The sequence below is a fragment of the uncultured Tenacibaculum sp. genome (assembly GCF_947494125.1).
Lineage (GTDB): Bacteria > Bacteroidota > Bacteroidia > Flavobacteriales > Flavobacteriaceae > Polaribacter.
This window is the reverse complement of record NZ_CANLTU010000010.1, coordinates 42,833-58,011: the sequence shown is the minus strand read 5'-3', so window position 1 is coordinate 58,011 and position 15,179 is coordinate 42,833. Positions and strand designations below refer to the sequence as shown.

16 protein-coding genes are annotated in these 15,179 nt (G+C 30.5%); 9 read left to right on the top strand and 7 right to left on the bottom strand.

Annotated features, from left to right (window positions below; genetic code table 11):
• Positions 1-22 precede the first annotated feature (22 nt).
• Genes Q0881_RS14280 through meaB form a run of 3 tightly spaced genes read right to left on the bottom strand, consistent with a single transcriptional unit; the run spans position 23 to position 2,124 of the window.
• Positions 23-667: an FISUMP domain-containing protein gene (locus Q0881_RS14280; protein WP_299161620.1), complete on the bottom strand. Its 645-nt coding sequence runs from the start codon at positions 665-667 to the stop codon at positions 23-25.
• A 39-nt stretch (positions 668-706) separates the two neighbouring features.
• Complete coding sequence (locus Q0881_RS14275) at positions 707-1,051, bottom strand: tRNA-binding protein (protein ID WP_299161617.1); 345 nt, start codon at positions 1,049-1,051, stop codon at positions 707-709.
• A 2-nt stretch (positions 1,052-1,053) separates the two neighbouring features.
• Positions 1,054-2,124, bottom strand: coding sequence for a methylmalonyl Co-A mutase-associated GTPase MeaB (gene meaB / locus Q0881_RS14270; protein WP_299161614.1), 1,071 nt, complete (start codon positions 2,122-2,124; stop codon positions 1,054-1,056).
• Between the two features lie 99 nt (positions 2,125-2,223).
• Here meaB and Q0881_RS14265 point away from each other — a divergent pair, with 99 nt between their 5' ends.
• From Q0881_RS14265 to Q0881_RS14230, 8 genes are all read left to right on the top strand, one after another.
• Entirely contained in the window at positions 2,224-2,778 is a 555-nt protein-coding gene (locus Q0881_RS14265; protein WP_299161612.1) for an RNA polymerase sigma factor, read from the top strand.
• Positions 2,771-3,346 (top strand): hypothetical protein, encoded by a 576-nt coding sequence (locus Q0881_RS14260; protein ID WP_299161610.1) that lies wholly within the window; start codon positions 2,771-2,773, stop codon positions 3,344-3,346. Before Q0881_RS14265 ends, Q0881_RS14260 begins: the two co-directional genes overlap by 8 nt.
• Complete coding sequence (locus Q0881_RS14255; RefSeq protein ID WP_299161608.1) at positions 3,327-4,811, top strand: hypothetical protein; 1,485 nt, start codon at positions 3,327-3,329, stop codon at positions 4,809-4,811. Before Q0881_RS14260 ends, Q0881_RS14255 begins: the two co-directional genes overlap by 20 nt.
• Positions 4,812-4,924: 113 nt before the next feature.
• Positions 4,925-6,403 carry a cysteine--tRNA ligase gene (cysS, locus tag Q0881_RS14250; RefSeq protein WP_299161605.1) on the top strand — a complete coding sequence of 493 codons (1,479 nt, stop codon included), beginning with the start codon at positions 4,925-4,927 and terminating at the stop codon, positions 6,401-6,403.
• Positions 6,404-6,407: 4 nt separating this feature from the next.
• On the top strand, positions 6,408-6,848 hold the full coding sequence (locus Q0881_RS14245) for a GNAT family N-acetyltransferase (RefSeq protein ID WP_299161603.1): 441 nt from the start codon (positions 6,408-6,410) through the stop codon (positions 6,846-6,848).
• 76 nt (positions 6,849-6,924) lie between these two features.
• Complete coding sequence (yidD, locus tag Q0881_RS14240; RefSeq protein ID WP_299161600.1) at positions 6,925-7,161, top strand: membrane protein insertion efficiency factor YidD; 237 nt, start codon at positions 6,925-6,927, stop codon at positions 7,159-7,161.
• Between the two features lie 77 nt (positions 7,162-7,238).
• Positions 7,239-8,099 (top strand): prolipoprotein diacylglyceryl transferase, encoded by an 861-nt coding sequence (gene lgt / locus Q0881_RS14235; RefSeq protein ID WP_299161597.1) that lies wholly within the window; start codon positions 7,239-7,241, stop codon positions 8,097-8,099.
• A gap of 185 nt (positions 8,100-8,284) precedes the next feature.
• Positions 8,285-9,796 (top strand): hypothetical protein, encoded by a 1,512-nt coding sequence (locus Q0881_RS14230; protein ID WP_299161595.1) that lies wholly within the window; start codon positions 8,285-8,287, stop codon positions 9,794-9,796.
• A 53-nt stretch (positions 9,797-9,849) separates the two neighbouring features.
• Here Q0881_RS14230 and Q0881_RS14225 read toward each other — a convergent pair whose 3' ends face one another.
• Together Q0881_RS14225 and fumC are read right to left on the bottom strand one after the other, a co-directional pair.
• The gene (locus tag Q0881_RS14225) at positions 9,850-10,323 is read right to left on the bottom strand and encodes a nucleoside deaminase (protein ID WP_299161592.1); all 474 of its coding nucleotides are present in this window, start codon (positions 10,321-10,323) and stop codon (positions 9,850-9,852) included.
• Positions 10,324-10,412: 89 nt separating this feature from the next.
• Entirely contained in the window at positions 10,413-11,813 is a 1,401-nt protein-coding gene (fumC, locus tag Q0881_RS14220) for a class II fumarate hydratase (RefSeq protein ID WP_299161589.1), read from the bottom strand.
• 146 nt (positions 11,814-11,959) lie between these two features.
• On the opposite strand from fumC, the gene Q0881_RS14215 reads away from it, so the two are divergent.
• Positions 11,960-12,133 carry a hypothetical protein gene (locus tag Q0881_RS14215; protein ID WP_218772764.1) on the top strand — a complete coding sequence of 58 codons (174 nt, stop codon included), beginning with the start codon at positions 11,960-11,962 and terminating at the stop codon, positions 12,131-12,133.
• A 50-nt stretch (positions 12,134-12,183) separates the two neighbouring features.
• Here the strand turns inward: Q0881_RS14215 and Q0881_RS14210 are convergent, their stop codons facing one another.
• Together Q0881_RS14210 and Q0881_RS14205 are read right to left on the bottom strand one after the other, a co-directional pair.
• Positions 12,184-12,585 carry a hypothetical protein gene (locus tag Q0881_RS14210; protein WP_299161584.1) on the bottom strand — a complete coding sequence of 134 codons (402 nt, stop codon included), beginning with the start codon at positions 12,583-12,585 and terminating at the stop codon, positions 12,184-12,186.
• Between the two features lie 117 nt (positions 12,586-12,702).
• Entirely contained in the window at positions 12,703-15,171 is a 2,469-nt protein-coding gene (locus tag Q0881_RS14205; protein WP_299161581.1) for an outer membrane beta-barrel family protein, read from the bottom strand.
• Positions 15,172-15,179 lie beyond the last annotated feature (8 nt).

Genomic DNA, 15,179 nt, shown 5'->3' with positions numbered 1-15,179 from the left:
TGTTTTTATTTCGTAAATAAAGCTAATCTTTAACACATCTACAAGATAAGGCCATGTTAGTATTGTTATTTATGTCTTCCCATTTATTAACAAAAGTTTTTCCACTAAACATAAATCGAGCAGTAGCAATATTCTTTTGGGTAGAAGACCAAAAAGCTGCAGCATAACCTAAACCTTCATAACCTTTTGGAAGCCCCATTTTACCCGAAGCGAAATAACCAGCAGGTAAGATATTAAATTGTAGCTTATTGGTATTGTTAGTTTCATTATCCCAATAATTTATAGATCTCATGTGTATAGCATGTTTTCCTCGCCAACCAGCTTTATCAATAAACGAAGTAGGCATTCCATGTGCTATTTCTAAAGCATCCCATTCTTTGTTAGAAGGAAGATGCCAACCTTTTGGACATGCTTCTTTTAATGAGGTTAATGTGTATAATCTACCGTAAATTTTGGAAGGATTGTTTGGGTTTATAATAGAACCAGCAGAGTTATAACGTAAATTTTCTGCCATCCAAACTTTATTAGCTATTTGAATTGTTTTATAAATCTCTCCATCACGTGAATCGGTTATTTCTCGTTGTTTTTTAGAAGGATTCTTTTTTTTCTGATTATTCGTGCAACTAGTAAATACAATTAATAGACTGATAAATAAGAATGGTTTCATAAAAATTATTTTAAATAATAAGGTTATAAAAACTAAGTTTTATCCAATCCGAGTACCGTTTTTAATATTTCGTTCAGGAGCAATAAGAGTAACCTCTTTATTGTCTCCAATACCACCTAATACCAAACACTCGCTCATCATAGTTGCTATTTGTTTTTTAGGAAAATTAACTACGGCTATTACTTGATTTCCTATTAGTTCTTGGGGAGTATATAGTTTGGTTATTTGAGCTGAGGTTTTTTTAATTCCAAACTCTCCAAAGTCAATTTGCATTTTATAGGCAGGATTTTTTACTTCTTTAAACTCTTCAGCACTAATAATAGTACCAATACGCATTTCTACTTTGGTAAAATCATTCCAAGTTAAAGTATTGTTGGTTTCCATAGTTATTTGTTTAATAACCTATTTGCAGCAGCAAAAGGTGTAGTTTTTCCGTCTTCTAATTTTGTGAGTTCGTTATTTAGTAAATCTTTAATGGCTGGATTGTTATAAAAATTATTCTTTAGTTGCTGATTAATGGTTTCCAGAAGCCAGTATCTATTTTGAGCATTTCTTTTATTTTCAAAATAATTACTACTAATTGCAGAGTTAATATATTCATTAATCATTTCATACACATAATCTACTCCTTGATTATGAAGCGCACTAGCTAATAAAACTTTAGGTTGCCAACCACTATCTTTAGGTGGATATAAATGTAAAGCTCTATTAAACTCAACTTTAGCAATTTTTGCATTTTTCTCATTACCGCTATCAGCTTTATTAATTACTATGGCGTCAGCCATTTCAATAATACCGCGTTTAATACCTTGTAATTCATCACCAGCACCAGCTAATTTCAATAATAAAAAGAAATCGGTCATAGAATGTACCGCAGTTTCAGATTGCCCCACACCAACTGTTTCAATAATGATGGTATCAAACCCAGCAGCTTCACATAAAATAATGCTTTCACGAGTTTTCTGAGCTACTCCTCCTAACGAAGTTCCAGAAGGAGAAGGTCTAATAAACGCATTTTTGTCAGTAACTAATTGCTCCATTCGAGTTTTATCACCTAAAATACTTCCTTTATTTATAGAGCTACTAGGATCAACAGCTAAAACAGCTACTTTTTTACCTAAAGAAGTAAGGTGTTTTCCTAAAGCTTCAATAAAAGTACTTTTACCTACTCCAGGTACTCCAGTAATACCTATTCTTATCGATTTATTGGCATGTGGCAAGCAAGCTTCTAGAATTTGATTTGCTTGTTTTTGATGTTTACTATTGGTACTTTCTACTAATGTAATAGCTCTACTTAAAAAAGGAATATTTCCTGTTAAGATTTGAGAAACAAACTCCTTAGTAGAGGTTCTTTTTTTTCTACTTAATTTTATTTTTTCAGCAGAAGATTTACTGGTTGTTTTTGGTTGAGAAACACCATCTTTTTCAGAAAGAGCAGATTTGTTTTTATTAGTCATATAAAGTGAAAACGAAATAATAACGTAAATTTAGAAATAAATATTCAGCAAAATGCAACACTCTTAAAAAAGTATCGTCTTTAGTATAAGAAATCAAAAATGAAATCAACCAAACAGCTACATCAATCGGTTATAGATGCGTGTAAAAACAATGAAGCAAAAGCACAAATGCAATTGTATGATTTGTATTGCGAAGCAATGCTTAATGTTGCGAATCGTTATGTGAAAGATACGTTTACAGCTGAAGATGTAATGCAAGAAGCATTTATAAAAGCGTTTAAAAACATACAGTCATATAAAGAAGAAGTGGCTTTTGGAGCTTGGTTGAAGAGGATCGTGATTAATCAAAGTATAGATTGGTTAAAAAAGAAAAAATTAGAATTGATTTCTCTTAACGATGAGGTTATTACAATTATAGAAGAAGATAAAGATGATTGGAACGTAGCGCCAACAATATCGTATCAGGAAATAGTAAACTGTATTCAAAAATTAAAAGATAAATATAGGGTAGTATTAACCTTGTTTTTGTTAGAAGGTTATGATCATGGAGAGATTTCACAAATATTAGGGATTTCAGAAGTAACCTCAAGAACACACTTGTTAAGAGGAAAAAAGAAAGTACAAGAAGAATTAAAAGCAGCACATCATGTCTAAAAAAGATATTAGAGAAATATTAAAAAAAGATGTTGAGAAAAAAGCAGAATTATCAACAAATCATAGGTTGCGTTTTCAACAAAAATTGATGGAAGAATTACATGAGAAGCCATCAACAAAAAAATCATATCAGTGGTTGTATATAGCGGCATCAATAGTTGTGCTTTTAGGTTTAGGAATTAAGTTTTATCCAACTGGAGGTGATGTTGTTAGTCCCATAGTTAATATAAACCCTAATACTCAAACAAATCAAATTAGTTTAGGGAATGTTTCACCAGAGTTGAAAAATTTAGAAACATATTATGTAAACACGATAAATTACGAACTAAGTCAGTTAGAATTAACAAATAATAATAAAGAACTATTCGATGGCTATTTTACTAAAATAGGTGAATTAACTAAAGAATATAAATCGTTAACCTTAGAGCTCAATAAAAAAGGAATTAACGATAATACCATCAATGCATTGATTGGAAACCTGCAATTGCGTTTACAGCTGTTAAAACGTATGCATAAACAATTAAAAGAACTTAAAAATCCAACTCAAAATGACATTCAAACAATTTAAAATAAGTGTTTCAATATTGCTGTTAACTACAGTAGTGTCAGCACAAAAACACAATAAGAAGTTTAGTGAGAAGTTTAATACAAATAAAGATGTAGTAGTAAATATTAATGCTTCAAATGCAGATATAGATGTAACTACTTGGAATAAAAATGAAGTTTCTGTAGAAGCTGTTATAGAAGTTGAAGGACTTGATAAAAAAGAAGCTGAAAAGTTTTTGAAAAACTGGCAGTTTGAAGCTTTAGGTAATAAAAATAAAGTTCAAATAAAAACGAATAGTAATAATTATCGTTCTTTAGGTAAAGATAATTTTGTGTACTTCAACTCAAACGGAAACAACTTTCCAAAAGTGTACAAATTTCAAGGAGATAAAGATGTTATAGTAATTCCTGAAATTCAGGAACTACCAGAAATGCAAGAGCTTCCTGAAATGCCAGAAATTGTAATTCCTGAAATTAATTTTGATGAAATTGTATATGGTTTAGAAGACATCGAATTTGATTTTGATAAATATGCTAAAGATGGTGGTAATTATTTCTTTCAATGGAAAGATGGTGTAAATAATATTACTATAAAATCTAAGAAAGAATGGGAGAAATTTAAAAAAAGTAAGAAGTATAAAAAGTTTAAAAAAGAACAAGAAAAAAGAAAAAAAGAGCTAAAAATAGAACTTAAAAAGAGTTTGAAAGAAGTTCGAGAAAAAAGAATTAATAGAGCAGAACTACAAAGAGAGTTAGAAAGAGCAAGAGTAGAAATTAAAAAAGTAAATAGAGAAGAAATACGAAGAGAATTAGCAAAAGCACAAAAAGAGATTCTAAGGGTTAACAGAAACATGAAAAAATCACGTGTAAGTTATTCTTTTTCTACAGATAGTAATAATTTTATGATTAATGATAAAAAAGTTAAAGTAACTAAAAAGATTATTATTAGAGTGCCAAAAAATGCAACTTTCGATTTAAATACACGTCACTGTAAAGTAAAGTTACCAAAAACAAAAGCTTCTGGAAAAGTAAGTTATGGTACTTTTAAAGCAGACGTACTAAATGGAGGTAAGTTAAATGTATCGTACTCTCCAGTAACTATAAATTCATTAAACGCTTGTACGTTGTTCTTAAATAATGTAACCGATGCTCATGTAGCATCGGTTGCTAATACTGTTTTAAACACAAACTCTTCTGGAGTAATCGTAGATAATGTTTATGATAATGTTGAAGTAATTAATAAATTCGGAGAATTAACCATTAAAAAAGTACATTCTAACCATAATAATTTAAGTGTTTTTCTAAATTATTCTAATGGTAATATTAACTCGTCAGGAATTGTAGGAGAATTAAAGTTTGATGTAAATGATAATATGAGGACTTTAAAAAATGGAGATATAAAATTTAATGGAGATTTTATAATTACTTCAAAAAACAAAAAAATAGAAATTAAAGGAAAGTATAGTCAGTTGACCTTAAAAAAATAATAATATATAGCAAATACAATTACTTTTATATTTTATAAAATTGCTAACAAAATCTATTTCATTATTCTTTATAAAGTGCCTATCTTTAGCATCTATTAATAGTCACTTTTTCTATGAAATTATACGAAGAAAATCAATTAAAAGTATATAATTCTTTATCAAAAAGCAAAGAGCTTTTTAAACCTGTAAATGACGGACATGTTGGAATGTACGTATGTGGTCCAACAGTATATAGCAATGCCCATTTAGGAAACGTAAGAACGTTTATGTTTTTTGATGTGGTATATCGTTATTTATTACATTTAGGATATAAAGTACGTTATGTGCGTAATATTACCGATGCAGGCCATTTAGAAAATGATGCAGATGCAGGAGAAGATAGAATATCTAAAAGAGCTCGTTTAGAACAAATAGAGCCGATGGAAGTTGTACAACGTTACACAGTTGACTTTCATGATGTATTAAAAAACTACAACTTTCTACCGCCAAGTATAGAACCAACAGCTACTGGACATATTGTTGAACAAATTGAAATGATTAAAGAAATCATGGAAAAAGGTTTAGCTTATGAAGTAAATGGATCAGTATATTTTGATGTATTAAAATATAATGAAACAGGCAACTATGGAATTCTTTCTGGAAGAAAAATAGAAGATGCAATTCATAACACAAGAACTTTAGACGGGCAGTCGGATAAGAAAAATCCACAAGATTTTGCACTCTGGAAAAAAGCAGACGAACGCCATATAATGCGTTGGCCTTCGCCATGGTCAGATGGCTTTCCAGGTTGGCACCTAGAATGTTCAGTAATGAGTACAAAATATTTGGGTGAAAAATTTGATATTCACGGAGGAGGAATGGATTTAAAGTTTCCACACCATGAATGTGAAATAGCACAATCTCAAACATGTAGTGGTGTAACACCAGTAAATTATTGGATGCACACAAATATGTTGCTGTTGAATAGTCAGAAAATGGCAAAATCAACGGGGAATTATATTTTGCCAAATGAAATACTTACAGGAGAAAACGAAGTGTTAAGTAAGGCCTTTTCAGCAAGTGTAGTTCGCTTTTTTAATATGCAAGCAAACTATAGAAGTATCTTAGATTTTTCAAGTGACGCTTTAGAAGCTTCAGAAAAAGGACATGCTAAATTAATGGAAGCAGTTAATTTCTTAGATAAAATAGAAGCAGGAAAAACTTCAACATTTGATGTTCAGAAATGGAAAAATGATTGTTATACAGCCATGAATGATGATTTTAATACACCTATTTTAATTTCTCATTTATTTGAAGCAGTAAAAGTAGTTAATCAAATAAAAGAAGAAAAAGTAAGTTTAACGGCAGAAGATTTAGAAGAATTTAAAACAACGATTAATGGTTTTGTATTTGATGTTTTAGGTTTAATGAATGAAGTCTCTCAAGGAGGTTCAGATAAGGTTAATGGAGTTGTAGAGTTATTAATAAAACTACGAAAAGAAGCAAGAGAGAATAAAGATTGGGCATTGTCTGATCAGATTCGTGATGAGTTATTGGCTTTAGGAATTCAATTAAAAGACGGAAGAGAAGGAACTAGTTTTTCAATTAATTAAAAAAATGGTTTTTCAAACAGAGAGACTTACAGTTAAAGCCATAGAAAAGATTCATGAAAATGAATTCATAGAGCTATTAACTGCTGAAGAAATAATAAATGCGATTCCTCAAGAAAGACCTTCAGAAGAAAATGTAGCAATGAAATTTCAAATTGCACTTTCTTTTGATGGAAATATAAAAGGAAATAGCATAAGTCTTTTAGGTGTTTTTGAAAAAAATAAAAATGAATTAATTGGTTTAGCAGGTTTCTTAACAAATGAAGAAGAAGAACGAGAATTAGGATATCGATTTAGAAAAGATTTTTGGGGTATAGGATATGCTTCAGAAATAACTAAAGAAATGATTAACTATTCTTTTTCAGTTTTAAATTTTGAGAAAATTACAGCAGATGTTTGGATTGAAAATATTCCATCTAACAAAGTGTTAAGTAAGTTTTTAAACTAATTAAGGAGCTTTATAATAAAAAAGATAAATGTACCGATAGGACGGTATGAATTATTAAAAAAGAATTGGTAATAACTTGAAAAAGATTTTAACATATCCGTTTATAGCACTGGTTCGATTTTATCAAACCGCAATTTCACCATTTACACCAGCTACATGTAGGTATTCGCCAACATGTTCTAGTTATACAATACAAGCTTTACAAAAGCATGGATTGTTTTATGGCGGATGGTTGGCTCTAAAACGAATATTTAGTTGCCATCCATGGGGAGGAAGTGGATATGATCCAGTGCCAGAAAAGAAGAATAAATAATAACTATTATGAGAAGGTAATCTTATTTTTAAAAGATTGCTTCATTATATTCGTAGTGACAAATTAAAATTAAATAAATGAATTTTTTATCTATAGTGTGGGATTTAGATCCTGAAATCATAAAAATTGGAAGTTTCGGTATACGTTGGTATAGTTTAATGTTTGTAGCAGCATTTGTATTAGGACTTCATTTTATGAAGAAAATTTACATTAACGATAAAATTCCAGTAGAAAAACTAGATCCTTTGTTTATGTATGTGTTCATTTCTATGTTAATAGGAATGCGTTTAGGAGATGTTTTCTTTTATAGTTGGGATTATTATCAAAATCATTTATTAGAAATAATTTTACCAATAAAAGAAAGTGCAAACGATTCTTTATTCGGTTTTATTAAAGGATGGAAATTTACAGGATTTACGGGGTTTGCAAGTCATGGAGCAGCAATAGGTATTCCAATAGCAATGTATTTTTATGCTAAAAAACATTTACATAAACCTTGGTTGTTTATTTTAGATAGATTAGGGATTATGGTTGCTTTATCTGGTTTCTTTATCCGATTAGGAAATTTCTTTAATTCAGAAATTTATGGAAAACCAACAGGAAGTAGCTTTGGAGTAATTTTTAAAAGAGCAGGAGAAACGGTTCCATGCCATCCAACACAATTATACGAAGCATTTAGTTATTTAGCATTGTTTTTTGCGCTTTGGTATTTTTATTGGAAAACAGACAAAAAGAATCAATCAGGATTTTTATTTGGTTTGTTTCTGGTAGTATTATGGTCGTTAAGATTCTTTATAGAGTTTTTAAAGAAAGCCCAAGTAGCAGAAAGAGAAGATTGGGTATTCAATTCATTAAATACAGGGCAGGTATTAAGTATACCGTTAGTATTAATTGGATTCTGGTTAATGTTTAGAAAAACAACAAAAGCCGTTGAATAAATAATAAAAAAAGCCAGTTAAATACTACTGGCTTTTTTATGCTGTTACTTATATTTAAAATTAATTTTTTCCTTAATACTAATTTTTCTTTTTTCACAACGTAAAATTAGCCTTTCATGACATTTTTTTAAGAAAATATGTTGAAATTCTATAATTTGTTAGTCAATATCAAAAACTAACCAATTATGAAATTATTATTAAAACAAAATTTAATAGCAGTACTTATATTGAGCGCTATTATTTTTACTTCTTGTAAGAAGAAAGAAGAAACATTAAACAAGGTAAAAGAAAAAGTAGCCTATAATAAAAAGGTAACAGAAAGTTTGTGTATGAGCGACTGGTTTCCTCATATACAAACACCAGCACCAGAAGAAGGAAAAGGTAGCCCTTTTGATGTGCCTAGTACTACCAATGCAATTTTTCACCAGTGGTCATGGCAAAAATTCTTGTGGCTTACAAAACCAACGGTTGAGGTAGAGTTGATTCCTATTATAACAAGAGGAGAACCAACCCCAATTATAATAACAAGAAAATTACCTTTATTTTTAAATCCAGAGAAGATGCATCAGGTAACGTCTCATTTAGAAAGTGTTCCGTTAACAAAAGGAGTTGCAGTGGTTTTAACTGATACTAAACAAGCAGGACCAGGAGCTATTTTAAAAACAAATCCAGCATATAATAAAAAGAATAATAAAGCAGAAACTGTATATTATTCTATTCATGTGAGTCCAATATTTAAAGAGGCAGCTACAAAGTTTAAAGATTCTATTTTAAATGGAACGTTGTCTAAAAATAACTTGTCTTCTTTTCCAGTTGGCTCTTTAGAGTTAAAAGTTTCTTGGGTTGCTAAATCAGCCATACCAGAAAATGAATTAGATAATTATTATACAACAGTAGCAGCCATTAGTGAAAATGGAACGGATTATGTAAATACAGAAGTAGCCTTGTTAGGAATGCATGTTGTTGGCGTAGTAGAGAATCACCCAGAATTTATTTGGGCAACTTTTGAGCATTCAGATATGGCTCCAAACTACGATAGAGGAGAGGATAAAGCGAGCTCATTAACAGAAAAGTTATTGTTTGAAAAAGGAGAGACATCAGGAATAACTGGTATTACTTGGGATTCAAAAACACAACAACCTGTATTAAAAAGCAAAGCTTTTGATTTATTTGAATACGGTGTGCCTAGAGATAGTACTGGAGGTTTCATGAAAAATACAAGTCAAGAAGAGCCAATAAACTTTAACAATATTAGAGATATAAATGCTTGTGTAAAAAAGAATTTAGAGAAAGAAGAAGGACCATGGAAAAACTATTTTTATAATGGCTCTATTTGGATAGATACTGATGGCTTTTCATCAGAACAACAAGCTCAAATACTTGTAGGATTAAGAGGAGAAGTGGCTAATGCGTATCCAGGAGGCTTTGCTAGAGGTTCTTTAAATTGCGCGAATGTTACAATGGAAACATTTACACAAACATTTAAGGATGAATTATCGGAGGTAAATGTAGGGAACTTAGCAAATTGTTTTAGTTGTCATAATGCAGTAAGTTATACAAATAATAGTTCACCTATTTATATGAGCCATATTTTTGACGCTTACATAAAACGAGCAGAAGGAAAGACGTTTGATGAAGTTGAGGCAATGAAAGCGAAACAAGAAGTAGAGGAGTTTATAAGATTTCAATTAGAATAGTTTAATTGATTGGAATAAAAAAACCTTGTATTATTAATACAAGGTTTTTTTATTTAATATTCTATTTTGTCTTGCTTTTCAGTCCATTTTTCAAAAGGTTCTAAAGCAATCTCACGTCCAACTTGTTCAAAAGGGATACTTCTTTTTTCATAAGGTAGTGGAATTTCTTTGTAGATAAATTCATCATCAAAACCAATATTAGCAGCATCTACTTGGTTGCTTCCATAATATACTTTATCAGGTCTAGCCCAGTAAATAGCACCTAAACACATAGGGCAAGGTTCGCAAGAAGTATATACAATACATCCATCTAATTGGAAAGACCCTAAATTTTTACAGGCATCTCTAATAGCAGTAACTTCAGCATGTGCTGTAGGATCGTTCGTAGAAGTAACTTTGTTGTTTCCTCGTCCAACAATTTCACCATCTTTAACAACGATACAACCAAAAGGTCCACCTTCGTTATTGCTCATTCCTTTTAAAGCTGCTTTTACAGCTTCACTCATATATTCTTCGTGTTTGTTCATCTTCATTATCTTTTAATATGATTAATTTTTTTCGCTAAAAAAAAGCTGCATGTTTTGTGCAGCTTTTATATTGTACAAAATTAAGATTTTTATTTTAAACTTCCAGTCATGTTTTCTGGTTTAACCCATTCGTCATATTGTTCTGGAGTTACATAGCCTAAACGTACCGCTTCTTCTTTTAAAGTAGTTCCGTTTTCGTGAGCTGTGTTTGCAATTTCAGCAGCTTTATAATACCCTATTTTAGTATTTAAAGCAGTAACTAACATTAATGAGTTATTTACTAACTCAGTAATTCTTCCGTGATTAGGCTCAATACCAGCAGCACAATTTACATCAAAAGACACACAAGCATCTCCAATTAATTGAGCAGATTGTAATACGTTTGCAGCCATCATTGGTTTAAAGACATTTAATTCGTAATGACCTTGAGTACCACCAACAGTAACAGCAACATCGTTACCCATAACCTGTGCACAAACCATAGTAATAGCTTCAGCTTGTGTTGGATTTACTTTTCCTGGCATAATAGATGAACCTGGTTCATTAGCAGGAATAATTAATTCACCAATTCCAGATCTAGGTCCAGATGCCATTAAACGAATATCGTTGGCAATTTTATTTAAAGAAACAGCTAATTGTTTTAACGCTCCATGCGTTTCAACTAACGCATCGTGCGCAGCTAAAGCTTCAAATTTATTTTCTGCAGTTATAAATGGTAATCCTGTAAACTCAGCAATATATTTAGCAACTAATACATCGTATCCAGCAGGAGTGTTTAATCCAGTTCCTACAGCGGTTCCACCTAAAGCTAATTGCGATAAGTGTTCTAAAGAATTATTTAATGCTTTTAAACCAAAGTTTAATTGAGCTACATAACCAGAAAATTCTTGTCCTAGGGTTAATGGAGTTGCATCCATTAAGTGTGTACGGCCAATTTTTACAACATCTTTAAATGCTTCAGATTTTGCTTGTAACGTATCACGTAATTGTTCAACACCTGGAATCGTTGTTTCTATAATTTTTTTATAAGCAGCAATATGCATTCCAGTAGGGAAGGTGTCGTTTGATGATTGTGATTTATTTACATCATCATTTGGTTGAATTGTTTTTTCACCTTCTCCAATTACTTTTCCTGCAATTTCGTGTGCTCTGTTAGCAATTACTTCATTACAGTTCATGTTAGATTGTGTTCCAGAACCTGTTTGCCAAATAACTAAAGGAAATTGGTCATCGTGTTTACCTGCTAAAATTTCATCACAAACTTGCGCAATTAAATCACGTTTTTCTTCAGCTAAAACACCTAATTCAGCATTTGTATAAGCTGCAGCTTTTTTAAGATAAGCAAATCCGTAAACTACTTCTAAAGGCATAGATCCAACAGGACCAATTTTAAAGTTATTACGAGAACGTTCTGTTTGTGCTCCCCAATATTTATCAGCAGGAACTTCTACTTGTCCCATCGTATCTTTTTCGATTCTGTATTTTGTCATTTTAAAATGATTTAAAAGGCTATAAATTAACGAAATCCAAAATTACAAATTCTTATAGTTTTTAGTTATGATTTTTATCAGATTTTATTGGTTGAAAAGAAAAATAGTTTTAATTTTGTCGCGTAACAAATTATTAATAGGAACAAATGTTAGATTTTTCAGAATTTTCAGGATTAGTATTATTCATGTTTATTTTTACAACTGGATTTTGGTTGTTAATTTTCTTGTTAACATTTGTAGTTCCTTACTGGATAGGTGGAACTATTTGGGAAAATATAAAGTTAAAGAGAGAAGCAAAAAAAGCTGCTGAAGGTAAGTAAGCTTTTGATAAGATATAATAAAAGGCTCGCATTTTGCGAGCCTTTTTGTTTTAAAATGAGTTTCGACGCCCTCTTCTATTGCTGTTTCTTCTTCTTCCCGATCTGCGGTTTCGAATCTTTTTTTGCTGTTTTTCCATAATTTTTTTGAATTCGATCAATTGTTTTTCATTTAAAAATTGACTTAATTCTTTTTCTTGTTTTAAGTTAATTTCTTTGAATTGAATTCTTTTCTCTCCGTCTGGTATTTTCCGATTTAGTAAAGCTATTTTTTCTTGACTATATTTTAGCACAACTTCTTTAATCATTAGAAGTTGAATATTGTCTATTTTTAATTTTTTTTGAACTTTTTCTAATTGCTTATCAATTATTTTTGATTGATCTTTTATTTTTTGAGCCTGAATGTTACTTGTAAATAAGAAAATAAGTAAGCTAGAAAGAATAATTTTTTTCATAAATAAATCTTTAGTTTTTTAATTATACTTGTAAGAACGTTTATGTTTTATATAAGAAATGGTAAAATAATATTAAAAAAGAGGAAACACTACTTAGTTTCCTCTTTTTTAATATTATTATCCTTGAAAATCTCCACCACCATCGAAGTTTCTTTGAGGTCGTTGGCGCTTTTTCTTTTGATTAAATCGATATGTGAAGCTTAAAGATATTTGACGTTCTCTCCATTGGAAAGTACCGTTGTTTATAGACTGTAAATCACCATCGGCATCATATAAGTATGTTGTACTTTCTCTTTTACGGGCATTAAATAAATCACTTACATTTAAAACTAAAGAAGCTTTATCTTTAAAAATGTCTTTACTAAAAGCTAAGTTGGTAACAAACATATTACCTCTTTCTGATTGTGCATTTGTTCTTGGAGCTCTATACATTAAGCGAGTTTGCCATTGAATTTTTCCTGGTAATGTAATGCGAGAGTTAAAACGAGCAAACCAGCTACTTTCATTAACTTCTTTTAAAGGAACCGAGCCACTTACACCATTACTATTTGTATAATTATAAGTAAAAGCATCTGTTTTAAATTTAAAGTAGTTAAAGGTTGCTGATAAACGAGCCCATTTTACAGGAGAGTAATTACTAGTAAATTCAAACCCGTAACGATTCTCAGTATTTAAATTTACAGGGGTTCTTATAAATACAGTAAGCTCTGTGTTGTCTTGAATTCTTTTTTCACTATAAGAAACTCCTTGCATAATATCGGTTGAGAGTTGATAGTAAATAGACGAGTTTATTGTAAGTTTTTTAATTTTTGTAGTATAACCTAAATCAAAAGAGTTAGTAAAAGTTGGATTAATATCTGGATTTCCTTTAAAAATATTTGTTGCTGAGCTACGAGATTCAAAAGGATTTATAAACCAATGACGAGGTCTACGTAAGCGTCTACTATAACCCAAAGTTAAATTATCACTATCATTAAGTTCATAACCTAAATTTACGGTTGGAAACCATTCAGTATAGTTTTTGTCAGAGAGTGTATTATCAGTTAATACTTTTAAATCTATATCTGTAATTTCTGTTCGTAAACCTAATAGGTAAGAAAACTTATCAATTTTATTTCCATATTGACCATAAAAAGCATAAATGTTTTGTTTAAAATCGATAGCATTAGAAGGGTCATAAGTAAAAGGATTTCCGTTTCTGTCACGTACTTTAAAGTCTGAAAATAAATCTTGTAAGGTAGATTTGTGCCCTAATTCAATTTGACTATTTTCTCCAATTGGTACTATATAATCAACTTGAAATAAATAATCTTTAGATTTAGTTAATTGAGAATTTTGTTCGGTTAGTATATTATTTACTACTATAGGTGAGTTCTCTAATTCTTCACTATCACTATATTGGAAATCTAGCACAAGTTTTTTCCCTTTGCCATCAAAATTGTTAGTGTAATTTAAAGAGTATTGTTTGTCTGAACCATCTTCCTTTTCTGTTTCAACTCTATTTTCATTAAATAAAGGTGATGATGGAGATTCGAATTCATACCTATTAGTTAAGTTAGTTGCAATATCATCTCCTTTTGATTTACGGTAAAAGAATGAACCAGTAATAGAGCTATTTTTCGATGTGTAGTATTCTAAACCTATAGAGGCATTAAGGTTTTTGTTTTCTCTATCAAAAACTCTGTCTTCAATTTGTGTACTATCAATTTGTGAGGTTGTTTTATTTATATATGAAAACTTTGAGAATGAATTTCCAGGTCCCTTACGGTATGAATATCCTAGATTCGTAAATAAATTTATTTTTTTTGTACGATAGTTTATACTTGGTGAAACTCTAAATAAATCAGGATTTCCCACAGTAAGGTTAACAGAGCCATTAAATCCTGTTATTTTTCCTTTTCTAAGAATAATATTTAAAATTCCAGCGGTTCCTTCAGCATCATATCGAGCAGATGGAGAGGTAATTACTTCTACTTTTTCAATTGCATCTGCAGGAAGATTTCTTAAAGCATCGGTTCCTGTTAAACCAACTAATGCCGATGGTTTTCCGTCAATCAAAATTCGAACATTTTCACTACCACGTAAACTTACAGCTCCTTCTGCATCTACATTTACAGAAGGAACGTTGTCTAAAACATCAGAAGCATTTCCTCCTTTAACGGTCATATCTTTTCCAACATTGTAAATCTTTTTATCCAAACGTATTTCTACAGTAGATTTTTCAGCTATAACTTCTACCTCATTTAAGGTTTCAGTATCTTCAGATAAAGTTATAGTTCCTAAATTGGTATTCTGAGATAGTTTTTGATTAGGAAGTGATTTGGTCTTAAAACCAATAAATTCAATCTTTACAGCATATTCCCCTTTAGGAACTTGAATATCAAAGTTCCCTTTTGTATTTGTAATACCTCCAGTTACTCGTTTACTTTTTAAATGTGTAAGTACCACAGTAGCATATTCTAAAGCTTGTTTTGTTTGAGTTTCTATAATAGTACCTGATAAAGAAACTTTTGGTGCTCTGCTTTTGGGGGCCTGAGCAAATAAACTTATAGAAAAGAGTAGTAATAGATGGGTAATATATTTCATGGTTATTA